The organism is Methyloglobulus sp. (genome assembly GCF_040079455.1).
In the GTDB taxonomy this organism is placed as follows: Bacteria; Pseudomonadota; Gammaproteobacteria; order Methylococcales; family Methylomonadaceae; genus Methyloglobulus.
This window is the reverse complement of record NZ_JBEBKJ010000092.1, coordinates 1-14,459: the sequence shown is the minus strand read 5'-3', so window position 1 is coordinate 14,459 and position 14,459 is coordinate 1. Positions and strand designations below refer to the sequence as shown.

The window sequence follows — 14,459 nt, the reverse complement described above, 5'->3', positions numbered from 1 at the left end:
CTCGTTCTCCAAGTGTGCAACGTGGCATGACGGCATGATTCATTGGTTTGTCGTTACCTATAATTCGAGCTTATCAGTTAATGTTTAGCCACTACCAAAGGTTAAATAAAGATGATGGAATTAAACATAAAACTTGTACTTCCAGTCATGATTCCATTACCTATTTTTGACCAGCAAAAAATACTACAAGAGGAATGCCTTGAAGAAGTCATGTCATTGTCTGGTAAGGTTACAACAATCTATCCATTTGATTCGATTTATGATGAGGTACCTCTATTTTTTAATATTTATCAATCTCCAGAACAATGCACATTAATCAAGAAAATATGGAAACCCGCTGCTACTGGGAGAAAATATAAAGTTATTGAGGTGATAGCAAAAGTCAATGTAGATTTTGAAAAGATACTTGCAGATTTTATTCGAGAAAATGGCGAAGGTAAAATAACGCTGGATGAATTACTGGGAGTAGTAAAAGATGATGTAATGAGTGAAATCATTTATGAGATACGTATTTTTATTCTTATGTGTAATACCGTAAGACCAGGAAGCATATCGTTAATCGAAGGTTATTCTTTCCTAGAAAATGAGTACTATAAGCCTATTAAGTCCTTTTATACTGAACATTTGTTTTTTGCAATGGAAGCAGCAAAAAACAGTTGGCCATCGTTTTTTAAAATTAATATTAAGGATGCTAGGCAATGGCTAATAGATTATAAATTTATTCAAAATGGTGTTGGCATCGGCTCAACAGGCCGAGCAATAAGTGCTTTAAGTTATGTAATACCTGAATCATTTCAAAGTAACAATATTGATCTTGCATGGATTCTTTTAGGATTAGAAGCACTTTATACAAAGAATAATGTCGGTCTTAAAAATCAATTACTGGAAAAAACAGAATTAATATTGGGAAAACGTAGTTCGAATAAGAAGGCTTTTGGCGCGATGTATGATTTCCGCTCAAGGCTTTTACATGGGGACATTGATTTACCTTTAAGATTTTCAGAATTTGATACAGAGCGTATTGAAGATTTCGATTTGGAAATATCAGCAAATGAAAAAATAGCTCTTGCCGTTTTAATTGCGACATTACAGTGGATGATTAAAAACCGAAAATCAGAATTGCAATTTGCTTATGAATTAATGAATTAGCCATATTTCTTTAATGCCCAGTCAAAACTTTGGAACGCAGGAGATAAGCGGTATCGGGCGAATTTCTTTTGGATACTTTTCTTTGTCCGTACAAAGAAAAGTATCTCGTCCGTGGGTACGAGAACCCACATTAAAACAACAGTCGCGTGAGCGTCACAAATAATGTGTTCATCCTTCGACTGGCTCAGGACGAACGGTTAATTATAAAAACAAAACAATCAAATCAAGGAACAGATAAAACTATGACCATCCAAATCGACGGCTCCCAAGGCGAAGGCGGCGGCCAAATCTTACGCACAGCCTTATCCTTAGCTATTATCACCGGACAAGCCATCCAGATTAAAAACATACGTGCCAAACGTAAAACGCCGGGTTTAATGCGCCAGCATTTGACCGCCGTGAATGCGGCGACAGCGATTTCTGGTGCAGAAGTTAATGGTGCACAAGTCGGTTCAACGGAGTTAAGTTTTACACCCGACAAATTGCAAGGCGGTGATTACCACTTTAACATCGGCACGGCAGGCAGTTGTACCTTGGTGTTGCAAACGGTGTTACCGGCTTTGTTTATGGCAGAGCAGGAAAGTCGGCTGGTGATTACCGGCGGTACGCATAATACGATGAGTCCGCCGTTCCATTTTTTGCAACAGGCTTTTATCCCGCTGTTAAAGCGAATGGGCGTTGATGTGGAGTTGCAGTTAAACCGCTTCGGTTTTTATCCGGCAGGTGGCGGTGAAATTACAGCAACCATTAAACCCAGCACTCGCCTTGTGCCTTTGCATTTGGAAAGTCGCGGTGAACGGGTTAAGGCTTATGCGGAAAGTTATTTTGCGGCGTTACCAGCCCACATTGCTGAACGTGAGCTTGCCGTCGTGAAGCAAAAGTTATCCTGGGGTGATGAGCAATTGTTGCTGCGGGAAATTAACCGTGATCAAGGACCAGGGAACGTATTGTTGATTACGGTGGAGCATGAACAGGTCACCGAAGTGTTCACCGGTTTTGCCGAGCGCGGAGTGGCGGCGGAAGTCCTTGCTAAAGGCGCGGTGTCCAAAGCACAAAAATACTTAGCCAGCCATGCGGCGGTTGATAGCTATTTGGCAGATCAATTGTTATTGCCGATGGCGTTAGCGGGCGGCGGCTCATTTACTGCCACCGAATGGAGCCAACATGCGGCAACCAATGCGGAGATCATTAAAAAATTCTTGCCGATTGCTATTAGTACGCAAAAATTGGGCAATGGGGCTTTTGCGGTAAAGCTAACGTCAAACAAGTAAGAAAATAATATTTGACAACCATTTATTTCTGCGTAAAATTGCGCCCTTAATTTTAACCAACCACAAAGTAGGAGGCTGTATGTTCGATAGTGCAATTAAATTCAGCCTTGCATTCGTTAGTCCACGGTAGACCTTCTCTTCCGATCTGACAACGGATCGGGCTTCCACACACAAAAACCAATTTTTTTAATTCGACCGATTAGGTCAAGGCTTTGCTTTGCCTGAAATGTCGGTCTGTGGGAGTTTTCTAATGAAAAACCAAACAAGTTGGGCTGCGACTGCCGCTTCCCTCTGCGTCGAATTCGGCGAGGAAGATGGCATTGACCCACGTTATTTAGTGAAAGAATCGCGCCCGAAAACGTCACATAAGACCTTGCAGCTGTGCAAAGAAGCCAGACGCATTGTCACGTTGGTGTTAGCGGGCGAAACCCAACATCCGCTGTTGCGTGACTTACACGTTATATCGGTTGTGCCAGAACAGGAAGGCCAATCACTCTGTGTGACCGCTGCCCATTATGGGAATGACCTTCAAGTTTCAGGCGATGAAATACTGGCAGCATTAAAGCGGGTGCAAGGTTTTCTGCGGTGCGCTTTAGCGCAGGCAGTAAACCGAAAACATACTCCCGTGTTACGTTTTCGGTATGCTGGTGTTGTAGCAAAAAGAGGTGGCTAATGCCAATCAAGACCATTATTACCAAAGGCAAAGTGCCGGTAAAAATTTATACCGATGACATTGAGGCCGAGGCGTACCAGCAGTTGCTGAATATGGCGCAGATGTCGTTTATCCATAGCCACATTGCCGTGATGCCGGATGTGCATTGCGGCAAAGGGGCGACGGTAGGCTCAGTGATCCCAACTATCGGCGCGATTATTCCGGCGGCAGTTGGTGTGGACATCGGCTGCGGCATGAATGCCTTGCGCTTGTCGATTAAGGCGCATGATTTGCCGGATAACTTGCGGTCTTTACGCTTGTTGATTGAAGCAGCGATTCCGGTCGGCTTCAACCAACACAAGCACGATCCCGTAAAACAATCGACGGTGACGGGTTTGTCGGTAGGTTTGCATAAGATTTTGGGCAAACACCCCAAGATCAACACGATGCAAAAGAAGCCTTACCAAACTTGGGTGCGGCAACTGGGCACCTTGGGCGGTGGCAACCACTTCATCGAGCTGTGCCTGGATGAAAAAAATGATGTGTGGGTAATGCTGCATTCCGGTAGCCGTGGCATCGGCAATGTGATTGGTGAGTATTTCATCAATCTGGCGAAGAAGGATATGGGGCGACACATTATCAATCTGCCGGATAAGGACTTGGCGTATTTCAAGGAAGGTGCGAAGCATTACGATGATTATCTGGAAGCCGTAAGTTGGGCGCAAGATTACGCCTTGGTCAATCGGCGTGAAATGATGAATTTGGTGTGCGAAGCCTTACGTAAGAAATTGCCTAAGTTTGGCATTACCAAAGAAGCTATCCATTGCCATCACAACTATGTGGCTAGGGAACAGCATTTTGATGCTTCAGTTTGGGTTACCCGCAAAGGTGCAATCAGCGCGCAAGCAGGTGAGCTGGGTATCATTCCAGGCAGTATGGGGGCAAAGTCTTACATTGTGCGTGGCTTGGGTAACCCTATGTCGTTTTGCTCTAGCTCACACGGCGCAGGCCGGATGATGAGCAGGGGTAAGGCGAAACGCCATTTCAACACGGATGATATGGAACACCAAACTCAAGGTGTTGAATGCCGCAAAGACAGCGGGGTTATTGATGAAATCCCCGGTGCTTATAAGGATATCGATACTGTGATGGCAAACCAAAGCGATCTGGTGGAAGTGGTGCACACCTTAAAGCAGGTGTTGTGTATTAAAGGATGAGTTTATGGATATTAAAACTGCACAAGAAGTATTGGCTTGTTTGCCGGTAGGCAAGACGCCGTTTTACTACTACAAAGATAGGTACGCGGTGTTCTTGCTGTCGCAAGTTATCGGCAGGCAGTGCGCGATTGCCGACTTGAAAAAGTCGGCATATTCGGGTCTGTTGCACAAACCTTTGGTTAAGGATGTTCTGGCGCAATCGGGCGATGGCCAGTTGCGTCAGGAACATCTGTCTTTGGCTTGGGGCAACCGCATAGATCCGTTCTTGCTGACCCTCGACATCTGGGACGACAAGGATAGAAGTTGGGATCAGGTTTCCCGCAACGGCTATAGCCTGGTACTGCAACTTAATTTCAGCAACAAACATGATGAATTCTTCAAACGGCTGGCGGAACCGAGCGACTATCACCAGTTCAACTGCTCGATGCATCCTGTGCTGAAACGGCAACAACGTGACTTCTTCAGGGAAACCCTGGCCTGGGCAAGGATCGATTTTGACTTCAACACCAACGAAGCACTCATCGAAGAATTGCAAACCGATTGGTTAAGGCGAGCAAAACGCCTATTGGGTGAAATCCAAAGCGGCAAAACCCGCTTTTACAACTTGGGGGCAAATGCCAAACCGGAAAAGCTGCGCTGCTATCTGGAAGCTGTATTGGCTGATTACGGCGACATTTGGGATGAAGCGCTTTTGACGGCTGCCTTGCAGTTTATCCGTCAGGAGTTGGGGATTGCCAAGATTTACCTGCACACGCCGGAAACTGGCGGGGCGATTAAGCGGATCAAATACACTCAACCGCCAAGGTCGCTGTACAGCAGCCTGCCCCGAAAATTCTGTTTTCGCCAAACAGATAAAGCGCCGGAATTCCTGCAACAACACAGGACGTTCCGGAAATTGGAAAAGCGACTGGGCGGCACCCAGTGGCATGTCATCAACTTAGGAGGAAATTATGCCGACATTACCAAGACGGCGACCGAGAAACCCGGTCGCCCTGTCACCCTTGTTGCGTAAGTGTGGTGTACACGAACGTTCCAAATCTGGTATACGTACCGAAGCCAAGCAAGAATTACAAGATGAGCTTGAGTTTTGGCAGGAAGAACTAGAAGAAGACTGTTTATCAACAACAATTCGTTCCCGGAGTGATTCCGGGAACATCGCTTTTTGTATCGCTTATTAAGTCACTTAAAAACGATTGAAGCAACTCATCAAACGGAAACTACCCAGTTAAAACTGCCTGATGGGATGTCGCATAACCCTATGATCAACCCAAAGGATTTAATCTTAAAGACAATGTCCGGATTGTAATATCATTGATTGATCGTTTGTTTACCCACATTAACTAGAACTTGCCATTGTCACCGGTATCAGCTATATCATTACCAACAATTTATCCGACTCTGACCAAGCCGAACTCAAGCGTTTAGGTTATGGAGTCATCACAGTGGAACACCTATTGAGGTTATTAATATCGTGACTACCTTATCCATCCGACCACCGGACGACATGGCTGAACGCCTGAAAACCATTACCAAATGCGGGGCATCAGTCTTAACAAATTTATGCTTGAACTCTCCACACAAGTCTTGGCGGAAGAAGAAGCCAAACAACACTTCCTTGCCGCCCAATTACGCGGCAATCCAAAGCGGACTTTGCAATTGTTGGATGAATTGGATGGGTTGGGGCTTTGAGGGGAAATAAGATACGCCTGTAACTTGAGCTATAGGTTGCTGCCGTGGAAGAGGCGCATCGTTCGCGACCGATGCGCTTCACTTCGTTCAGCACATCCTATCGTGCTTATTCTCAAGATAACACAATAGATTATCGCAATTAAAGTGTCGAAATAAAGGACATAGCCCACGTAGCTCCGATTAGCGATAGGCGTATGGGTATAATCAATAAAAAACTCATACGTGCGATTACGCTGTCGCTAATCGTATCTACGGCTCTCGTCATGTGAAAGTTCATATTCCATGATGAGTAGTTAACATTGAATGCATCCTTTTAACAATCATGACAATATTAAGGAACAAGTTTGCAGTAATAAAAACTATTAGTGGTGTTGCTATAAATACATCGTATTTAACTGTTATCTGTAAATTAGATATATTTATTTGATTTGTAAGGCCATCTATAATTGAGTGAAAAAAACTTAATAGCACTAATAATAAAGAACAAAGAATTGAATAACTTATGTTGTAGTATAGCTCCATCAACAGCCTTTTTTTCAATATATACAAGCCATCATTTCCTTTAAGTTGCTCTATTTTAGATTCCTGGTCATACACTAATACCAAAACAGACAAAAGTAGTGCTGTAAAAATTGACCCGAAATTCACCAATAACGAAGACAAGTCCTTATCAATATCAAATAAGCAGATTATTGATAGAAAAGATAAAAACAAGGGTAACAGATAAAAAACAAAGATATCAGTTCCAGCAACTGTACCGTCTGAATTTTTTAATGTCTTGTGATGGCCAGTAATGATTTCCATTACATTCAGTTTACTGCTCATTACATTTACCTAGTCCAGGATACATAGTGCTGGAAAATTCCTCGGTTACAATGTCACACCATTTTTTTATAGCATCAAACTTGGGATTACCATCAATTAATTCTAAATCCTCTGGTGCTTCAATTTCGCAAATAGAGTTTGAAGCTGATTTGCCAACAATAAATGTACGTTTATTACCATTAAGTTCAACTACAGTTTTTATTTCTGAGCATAATGGACTTAATAGCTCTATAGCTTTCGCCTGCTCGGATTCTTGATTGAAATAATCCTTAAGCTTTCCGAAAGTACTTTTTCGTCGAGGCTTGATCTTTAGCTCTTGTTCATTATGTCCCAATTTTTTAATTTGATCTGCAATATCGTTCAAAGCAGAAAACTTTATTAATCTAATTTCTTTCGCATTTGCATTTTCCCAAGCGGCTAAAGCTTTGTCATAAGTAAGTGGATTCATTTGCAAATTAAGTTTTGTTTTAGAAAGAAAATAGTCTTTAAACAATTCGAAAAATAATGTTTTTATGCCATTGCCACGATACGAATGGAAAAAAGCAATACCTTCGTTAAATCCCTTAGGCAAGAAAAAGTAGATAAAATGCTTAATAATATCAGCGTTATCTTGTGCTTTTATAAAATCGACTTTGCCAGTGCTAATGTTGATTATGTCTGACTTAGTGCCATAGTGACCTACTTGAAACCAACCACATATAAGCCGATTCTCCACATCAAATTCCATACCTTCAAAACAAAACACCTGTTTCGATTTTTCTACAAGATGATATCCAACGCTTTTGCTTTCAATGTATTCTTTAATCAAGACATACGTATCAAATTGACCAACTTTATCGAGAATTGTATATCTATCTTCTATTTTATTTCCTTGTAGCTGAGGATTAAAACATCTCATTAAATATGGTGATAGTGAATGCATTTCTGTCCTTACTTTCTGTATGTCATTATTAGGAGCATATCTAGCATACAAGCGAGATTGTATCCCGTATGTTGGGTATATCGTAGGTTGGTGCTGACGCTATGAAGCCCAACAATATTCCTCATCACTCTAACATAAAGTCCACTGTTTTTGTTTTAAAGCACGGTAGGGCAAGGTCGAAAACCACCTTAAGTCGCTTAAATGTTATAACAACAGCACATTGCTCCTGGCCTTAAATGTCAGCCAATAATTTTATCCTGCCCAAATGTTTGGCTTTTTCGTAATACACGTTGTCGGCGGTAATCAAAAGTGCGCCTTTAGTTTCAATGGCAACGGCATGATATAGCGTGTCGAATAGGTGGTGGTTAAGGTCAATACTAAGCTTTATAGCTTGTTGGTAAATAGTCGGTTCGTCGGCAACCGTCATTTCGACTTCAAGCAAGTCAGCTAAATCCTGGTCGGCCTCAATGGGTTTTTTACGTGCCAAAACAGCCGCGACTTCAGCTATAAAATGCGGTGGCTGGATTAATGGATAGCCCATCAGCAAAGCAATGGCTTCGTCGCAATGATCTTCGTTTTCCTGCAAAAACCATTTCAGGGCAACACTGGCATCGACGACAATTTTGTCATGCACGCAATTCTTCCCTTGCCGCGCGGATTTCTTCGTCAGTAACAGTTGGCGCATGTTTACGGCGTTCTAAAATCCTATCGATAGCCGCTTTACTGCGTTGTTGTTTGTCTTTCCGTTCTATTGCTTCAACCATCAAGTCCGCAACGACTGCGCTTTTATTTTTGCCGTGGAAGGCTTGGTTAAACTTGTCTTTGATGTCATCGGGTATGCTGAAATTCATAGTGGCCATTGTTTCACCTGCTTTTGTTGAATATTTCAACAATAATATCACTGCTGTTGAAAATCGAAAAAATTAAATCAGTAAAACGATTTTAGTCAACAGTTCACTTATCTTTCCAATTGACCGCTTCTCGTTACAACCAAATGGCTTCTTGTTCTAACGCTTTACCGCAGCGTTGCGATAGTTGCCCCAATTTAATCAAGTCGCTGTTCAACGCATTCATGTTATCCAGCTTTTGCATTGCATTTTCAAATTGGATGCGGGTTTTTGACCAAACCTCAACGTTACCGTAGACCGGCAATTTATTTTCCCAATCCGTGAGCCAGTAAAAATGTAACAATGAATTGGGATGCAACGTAGCGGCCAACCGGGCGTAATTAGCCAACCCGATACCGTCATAATCCGGGAAGAGGATCACGTCATTAGCTCGCTTTTGTTCCGAAAACCATTTAAGTACTATGTCGGATAATTGCCCCGCATAATAGACGAGACAGCCATTAAACTCATCGGGCAACCAGTCGCAGCGATCAAATAATGCTTGGTTTTCAACTAACAACAAAGGGCGGGTACAATGCCACGCATTATTCGTGCTAACCTGCATGGCGGCCACACCCAAACGTTCGGTCAAATCCGAAGGGTTCATCGTGTTATCGCCACATTGCCAGACCACATCGCTATCCCAGGCTTTCATCAGTAAATAAAAACTGTTGTGGCCGGATTGTCCCTTTTTGCTGCCAAGGTCAGTGCCGATATTACGGCTGCGCTTGGGTAGAAGCGAAAGCAATAGTTCATCTTCCAGTGGATGGAGCTGACGAACATAGTTGCTAATGCTTTGCCGATCAATCAACCGATAAACTACACCGTTGCCTTGTTTTTTGACTTCAATAAGGCGGGTATTAAGGGCGAACTGTTCCAACGCTTTACGTTGGCCATGGGTGAAATCCGACGCGTTAAGTGGTTGTTCCTGCGCTAGCAAGCGTTTTAAGGCTTCAGATAAAAGTGACATCAGGCTTGGTTCTCAGGGGGAATGGCTTCGAGAATTTGCCAATTTAGGCGGCTGATATAGTTTTTACCTTGGACATTGCCGATAGGCACGCAATAGCGTGCGGTAATTTGCGGTTCTGGGGAAGCAAAAATCAGCGAAAATCCGAACTCAGCCGCCGTTTCAATCAAATTGTGCTGATTGTATTGATCGAGTGATGCGGCCTCATCCAAATAACAGGCTGTCTTGATTTGTTTACGTGGGTCTTGCATTTGATTGAGCATGGCGAGGCCGGTGATGAGTTTTGCCATCAATACCGTACCGTTTGAGGCGGCACTGTCGATGTCCTCAAATTCGGCTGGTTCTTGGCCTTCCTTGGCGATGATAAAAACCAGCCGGAACAGGTGCTCAACCCGTAAGCTGCCTCGGGCTTCGCCTTCTTTGATGAGTAAATCCTTGGCCTTATTGAGTTCTTTGTCGTCCAGCACTGCATTATGGTCGAACAGGTCGAATGAATTGCCCGAATCGACCTGTTCTGAGGTTGAGATCAAGGTTTGTATTGCCTTGACTAAGGCATCTTCTTCCCTCGGTTCAATTTTAAAGACCTTAAGGTCTGAAAGCTGGCGGCGATTAATTTTGTTATTAAATTCCCGCATCCGCCGTTTGAATGACTCTAGGCTATTGCGCAAATCACGCAAGATGGCAGCTACCTGGACGACGGCTGAACGGGCTTTGCGCTCAATGGATGCTTGTTCCTGACTGAGTTGTGCGGTGTAGTTGAACAAGGCAACCAACTCTTGTTCGGCGGAATCCTGGGTTTGGAACTTACTCACACCTTCTTGATGTAATTTACCGAGTTGAAGCCCAAGGTTGTCATCGATTTGCCGTAGCTTTTGGCAATCGCGGTTATAGTTTTCAATCTGGTCTGCTAAGGCCGACATAGCCAATGCCGCTGCTTCCATGCAAGGTAAAAATGGTAGCTGTTCTAAAAAATTGAAAGGCGGTTGTTGATCCAAGCGCTGATGGCGGGCAGCATTGATGCGTTGGTGTTGACTTTGTAACTCACCTTGTTCAGTTTTAAGGCTTGCTTGTATTGCCGAGAGGTTATTTTTGTTATCGGCCAATGTTGATTCTTCCTGATCAAGCCCAGCAATGTTCCGTTGTATTTCGGCAATCGTTTGCAATCTGGTTGACTCACTTTCTTTGAGTGACACCAATTCTTGATAGTCTTGAATATCGTTATCCAGCGCCTTGATTTGCCGTTCCAGCCCTGTTTGCTTCTGTTTTTGTTGTGCCAATGTTTCAACGGTTTGAAACAGCTTTTCCAACTCTGCTAGTTGCCGTGTGCAATCGTCGATTTCAGTTTCAAGTTCGTAAGCTGTTTTTATGGTGAGGTTCGCTTCAAGCGCCGATATATCAAGGGAAAAACCGGGAAGTTTCAGGAGATTTCCCGACAACTTGCTTTCCAGCACGCCAATAAACGATTGGAAGGCTGATTTATCATGCAGATTAATTGCATTACCTTCAGTGACAGATAAGCTCAAGACCGATTTAGCCAAAAGCCGTGTCAACAGGTCGAAGCTGCTTTTTGGCAAAAGCTTTTGGAGTTGCAAATAAAAATTGTCATTAAGGTTAGTTAACTGCAGGTTCAATTCGTCCCGTTCTTTGCGGATTTTGGCGATATTCCTTTTGATGGCATCGGATGACTGATGTTGCTCGGCATTTTTGATGCGGGTGACCAAATCATCGCGTTGTTCCTGCAAAGCTTGCCGTTGCTTTTCCAACTGCATAGCATCAGAGACAAACTGAAATCGGACAGTCAATTCTTGAAAACGCGTTTCCTTTTTTTCATGTTCTTTTAACGCAATATTGGCATTCGCTTGATCTTGGAAAATGGCTTTTTGGCGATGCTCCAATGTGCCGATTTCAGTCGTCAAACTCTCAAAGCGTTGTTGCAGTTGGATTGAACTGTTTTGAAAATGGGCTTCCCAATCATTTAAGCCTTGTTCGATCAATGGCCGCCACTGGATGATTTTGCCACGCAACCCCAGGCGTATCTGCTGGCTATTTTCCATGGACTCAATCAGCGCCTTGTTGCGAAACACAGCGTCATATTGGGACTTATCGTAATTGACATCGGCGAAGTTTTTATCCCATTCGCTTTTAAAATCAACGCTACGATCCTGTAAGTCATTTTTGAAGATTTCCAGCAAATAGGTTTTTACTTCCCGGCTATCCAAACGATCCAACCGTAAAGTTCGGGTCAAGATGCGTTGGTAAGTTCCGGATTGGGAGGTAAACTCAAGTGGAAAGATGGTTAAATCAGGGTCATCCGAACGCTGCTTTTGCCGATTACCATACAACAATGCCAGTAAATCGGCTTGCTGGTAAATTTTGGCTGGTTTGCCGCATTCAAATAAGCGGCTGATCAATTTCGGCTGGGCAACCAGGTGACCATTTTGCAATCGATAATCATCGAGTTCAAGGCTGCCTTGATAGGCGAAGTACTCATAATCATGGCTTAAGCCTTTACCAACACAACCAATCACCGCCATCCCGGAAGGTAACAACACTTCGAGCAGAATATACGAACTGTTGTCAGGGAAATAGAAGCGCCGGGTATTTTCAGGGCTATGCGCCCCGAAATCCATGTGCTGTTTGTTGAGAATAAGCAGAAACTGCAATGCATTAATCAGGCTGGTTTTGCCGGTATTGTTGGGGGCAATAATCGATACTGAATCGTCTAGCGGCAATTCAGCGCGGCTGTAACCGGCGCTATTGAGTAACACAAGCTTCTGGAATCCATACTGCGCCAAACTCAAAGCGTATCCTCCGCGTCGTCTTCGGTTTGTATTGGGTCATTTCGCTCAGCTTGGGCAAGTTCTTGAAACAAGTCCAGATAGCGGTGCACGGCTGGCAGTAGCCGGTAAGCGCCATCTTCTAAGACCAGGAAACCAATACGGGCGGCACTGTCCAATATTTCCTTGATTGTTTGGGGACTGGTGATTTCTTCGGCTTCCAAAATGGCATGATAATGGATATGGAGTTTGTTAATTAACGGCGTATCAAGCTGCCACTGTTGGAACTGGAACAAATGTAAACCTTGATCGGCCTGGTATTCAAATAGCAGCATCAACAGCAATGCCAGGCGACGTGTGAGTTTTCCTGTGTAAGCGCTGGCTTGATCGGTTTTAAAGTAGGCGTAACCCCGTCCATCCAATACGAGACTAAAGCCTAATGCAGCAAACAAGGTTTCATATTGACTCTGATGATTTTCAAGTTCTACCCATAGCTCACTGTCCTGTAAGCGGTTTAAATGGGCTCCAGAACTTAACAGTTTAAACAGGGGTTGTAATTGGGGCAGTTGCTTTAAGTCTATTGTCATAAGGCTTCAAGCGTGTGGCTGTGCAAGCGAATGCGGACTTTTTTAAGCGAAATCTGGGTTTCATCCGTAGTAGGGCTTGTGCTAATATCGGGAAGGCGGATGAATTTGTGATAAAGCTTTAACAGCGTGGCATCCTGATAATAACCATAATGGTTGACTAACCATTGCATCAAGTCCAATACCGGAAGATTTTGGTAAAGGTGCTTTCGAATACTATCTTCATCGACGCGTTCAAGCGGTATCTGCATTTCTTCAACCGTCTGCTCGGGAAAATTAACCGCTTTAGGCTGATAGTGGCGCACCTGTTCCATCAAGGTTAATAATTCAGCACCTATGGCAACCGATACTGGACGTTCCTTACGCCAAACCGGCAAGCTTTTTTGTGGAAAGGTTCGGCGTAAGCCTTTTTTGCGTACATCGCCTAATAATTGTCCGATGGCAGCGCTGAGGTGGTTGTGCCGACGGATTTCTTCCCGCAAAGGCATCAAGATGTTGGTGCATTGATTTAGAGCAAGACGACCAGTTTCTCGTAAATCTTTCACCCTAAAACCAACTTGGCGCAACAGGACTTGATGGCTGTATAAACCGCCTTGATTATGCAATTGCTGGGATAACGATTCCAGCACACGTTCGGCATCCTCCAATAACGGATAGAAACTGCCGCCAGCAAAAGGATCAATTAGTTCGGTCATTGGTTGCACATAACGGTCATAAGCTTCTAATACTTCACGGTAACGTCTCGACAGAGGCATACGTTCATCAGCCCCTTTGGCGCGTTCGGCTATATCCTGAATGGCATGGGTGTCCTGATCCAGTTGTTGCAATATTTGCCGAAGTTGATTATCAATGCGCACCGCACCTTGTTGCAACGCCGCCATATCTCGTTCTTGAAAGGCTTGGTGCAATTCTTCAAGGGCGGTTTTAATGTCACTAATACGGGCTTTTAAGATGTCCGACAAGCCAAGTTCGTGCTCATGCAGTAAGTTGCCGACAAACTAGCGAACGTTATCGTTAAGTTGGAGCGTATTGCTGTGCGACATTTCAATCAATAATTCCGCATTAACGAGTTGCTGCAAGCGTTCTATATGTTGCTCAACAGATTCATGCACATAGATTTTTCCAAGTAATGCAAGCACCTCGTCGCGCTCATAACCAATCTGGTCACGACCTAGCAAAACAATACGTTCTATGGCCTCCCAGTGTTTATCAAGCGCCCTAATCAGGCTACGTGGATTAATCATTATTTAAGGCTTAAGTACTCGCTTATCCACTGTTTATCACAGAAAAGGTAGCACACTACCCTGGATCAATGGTTAGCTGAACGTAACCGCGATGCCCTGAAACTTAAGCCGCCTGGTCAAAAATAACTTTGATGCGAATCCCAGCCTTTGCCGCCAATGTCAGCAACATATCCAAACTAAATTTTTTCCATTTCCCGCGCACCAAATCAGAAATCCTGGCTTGCGATACGCCCAATTGCACAGCCGCTTGCTCTTGGGTAAGGTTGTTGTCCGCT

The 14,459-nt window shown here is 43.8% G+C and carries 16 protein-coding genes; 6 read left to right on the top strand and 10 right to left on the bottom strand.

All coding sequences use genetic code 11. The features are described 5' to 3' along the window. Positions 1–111 precede the first annotated feature (111 nt). The 6 genes from ABL924_RS15830 to ABL924_RS15805 all read left to right on the top strand — a co-directional run bounded on the left by ABL924_RS15830 (position 112) and on the right by ABL924_RS15805 (position 5,978). Positions 112–1,149, top strand: coding sequence for a hypothetical protein (locus ABL924_RS15830; RefSeq protein WP_349028066.1), 1,038 nt, complete (start codon positions 112–114; stop codon positions 1,147–1,149). Positions 1,150–1,391: 242 nt separating this feature from the next. Further along, positions 1,392–2,420: an RNA 3'-terminal phosphate cyclase gene (gene rtcA, locus ABL924_RS15825; protein ID WP_349028065.1), complete on the top strand. Its 1,029-nt coding sequence runs from the start codon at positions 1,392–1,394 to the stop codon at positions 2,418–2,420. A gap of 250 nt (positions 2,421–2,670) precedes the next feature. Next, positions 2,671–3,093 (top strand): hypothetical protein, encoded by a 423-nt coding sequence (locus ABL924_RS15820; protein ID WP_349028064.1) that lies wholly within the window; start codon positions 2,671–2,673, stop codon positions 3,091–3,093. Continuing rightward, the gene (locus ABL924_RS15815; protein WP_349028063.1) at positions 3,093–4,289 is read left to right on the top strand and encodes an RtcB family protein; all 1,197 of its coding nucleotides are present in this window, start codon (positions 3,093–3,095) and stop codon (positions 4,287–4,289) included. Before ABL924_RS15820 ends, ABL924_RS15815 begins: the two co-directional genes overlap by 1 nt. A 4-nt stretch (positions 4,290–4,293) precedes the next feature. Further along, positions 4,294–5,301: a hypothetical protein gene (locus ABL924_RS15810; protein WP_349028062.1), complete on the top strand. Its 1,008-nt coding sequence runs from the start codon at positions 4,294–4,296 to the stop codon at positions 5,299–5,301. A 548-nt stretch (positions 5,302–5,849) separates the two neighbouring features. After that, positions 5,850–5,978 carry a hypothetical protein gene (locus tag ABL924_RS15805; RefSeq protein WP_349028061.1) on the top strand — a complete coding sequence of 43 codons (129 nt, stop codon included), beginning with the start codon at positions 5,850–5,852 and terminating at the stop codon, positions 5,976–5,978. A gap of 273 nt (positions 5,979–6,251) precedes the next feature. On the opposite strand, the gene ABL924_RS15800 is transcribed toward ABL924_RS15805, so the two are convergent. The 10 genes from ABL924_RS15800 to ABL924_RS15755 all read right to left on the bottom strand — a co-directional run. Then, on the bottom strand, positions 6,252–6,803 hold the full coding sequence (locus ABL924_RS15800) for a hypothetical protein (RefSeq protein ID WP_349028060.1): 552 nt from the start codon (positions 6,801–6,803) through the stop codon (positions 6,252–6,254). Next, positions 6,793–7,725, bottom strand: a complete 933-nt coding sequence (locus ABL924_RS15795; protein WP_349028059.1) for a hypothetical protein — start codon at positions 7,723–7,725, stop codon at positions 6,793–6,795. The genes ABL924_RS15800 and ABL924_RS15795 overlap by 11 nt, the downstream gene beginning before the upstream one ends. Before the next feature lie 232 nt (positions 7,726–7,957). Further along, the gene (locus ABL924_RS15790) at positions 7,958–8,359 is read right to left on the bottom strand and encodes a type II toxin-antitoxin system VapC family toxin (protein WP_349028058.1); all 402 of its coding nucleotides are present in this window, start codon (positions 8,357–8,359) and stop codon (positions 7,958–7,960) included. Beyond that, complete coding sequence (locus ABL924_RS15785) at positions 8,352–8,585, bottom strand: hypothetical protein (protein ID WP_349028057.1); 234 nt, start codon at positions 8,583–8,585, stop codon at positions 8,352–8,354. Before ABL924_RS15785 ends, ABL924_RS15790 begins: the two co-directional genes overlap by 8 nt. A 124-nt stretch (positions 8,586–8,709) precedes the next feature. Then, positions 8,710–9,582, bottom strand: a complete 873-nt coding sequence (locus ABL924_RS15780; protein ID WP_349028056.1) for a hypothetical protein — start codon at positions 9,580–9,582, stop codon at positions 8,710–8,712. After that, a complete protein-coding gene (locus ABL924_RS15775) occupies positions 9,582–12,380 on the bottom strand; it encodes a hypothetical protein (protein ID WP_349028055.1) in 2,799 nt (932 codons plus the stop codon). Before ABL924_RS15775 ends, ABL924_RS15780 begins: the two co-directional genes overlap by 1 nt. Next, positions 12,377–12,943 (bottom strand): hypothetical protein, encoded by a 567-nt coding sequence (locus ABL924_RS15770; protein WP_349028054.1) that lies wholly within the window; start codon positions 12,941–12,943, stop codon positions 12,377–12,379. Before ABL924_RS15770 ends, ABL924_RS15775 begins: the two co-directional genes overlap by 4 nt. Further along, positions 12,940–13,902: a hypothetical protein gene (locus tag ABL924_RS15765; RefSeq protein WP_349028053.1), complete on the bottom strand. Its 963-nt coding sequence runs from the start codon at positions 13,900–13,902 to the stop codon at positions 12,940–12,942. Before ABL924_RS15765 ends, ABL924_RS15770 begins: the two co-directional genes overlap by 4 nt. Before the next feature lie 36 nt (positions 13,903–13,938). Next, positions 13,939–14,184: a hypothetical protein gene (locus ABL924_RS15760; RefSeq protein WP_349028052.1), complete on the bottom strand. Its 246-nt coding sequence runs from the start codon at positions 14,182–14,184 to the stop codon at positions 13,939–13,941. 103 nt (positions 14,185–14,287) lie between these two features. Further along, the coding region (locus ABL924_RS15755; protein WP_349028067.1) for an XRE family transcriptional regulator at positions 14,288–14,459 on the bottom strand (172 nt) is incomplete at its 5' end.

Coding starts and splice junctions, on each gene's coding strand:
- ABL924_RS15830 (WP_349028066.1), top strand. CDS start 112: ATGATGGAATTAAACATAAAACTTGTACTTCCAGTCATGATTCCATTA.
- rtcA (WP_349028065.1), top strand. CDS start 1,392: ATGACCATCCAAATCGACGGCTCCCAAGGCGAAGGCGGCGGCCAAATC.
- ABL924_RS15820 (WP_349028064.1), top strand. CDS start 2,671: ATGAAAAACCAAACAAGTTGGGCTGCGACTGCCGCTTCCCTCTGCGTC.
- ABL924_RS15815 (WP_349028063.1), top strand. CDS start 3,093: ATGCCAATCAAGACCATTATTACCAAAGGCAAAGTGCCGGTAAAAATT.
- ABL924_RS15810 (WP_349028062.1), top strand. CDS start 4,294: ATGGATATTAAAACTGCACAAGAAGTATTGGCTTGTTTGCCGGTAGGC.
- ABL924_RS15805 (WP_349028061.1), top strand. CDS start 5,850: ATGCTTGAACTCTCCACACAAGTCTTGGCGGAAGAAGAAGCCAAACAA.
- ABL924_RS15800 (WP_349028060.1), bottom strand. CDS start 6,803: ATGAGCAGTAAACTGAATGTAATGGAAATCATTACTGGCCATCACAAG.
- ABL924_RS15795 (WP_349028059.1), bottom strand. CDS start 7,725: ATGCATTCACTATCACCATATTTAATGAGATGTTTTAATCCTCAGCTA.
- ABL924_RS15785 (WP_349028057.1), bottom strand. CDS start 8,585: ATGGCCACTATGAATTTCAGCATACCCGATGACATCAAAGACAAGTTT.
- ABL924_RS15780 (WP_349028056.1), bottom strand. CDS start 9,582: ATGTCACTTTTATCTGAAGCCTTAAAACGCTTGCTAGCGCAGGAACAA.
- ABL924_RS15770 (WP_349028054.1), bottom strand. CDS start 12,943: ATGACAATAGACTTAAAGCAACTGCCCCAATTACAACCCCTGTTTAAA.
- ABL924_RS15760 (WP_349028052.1), bottom strand. CDS start 14,184: ATGATTAATCCACGTAGCCTGATTAGGGCGCTTGATAAACACTGGGAG.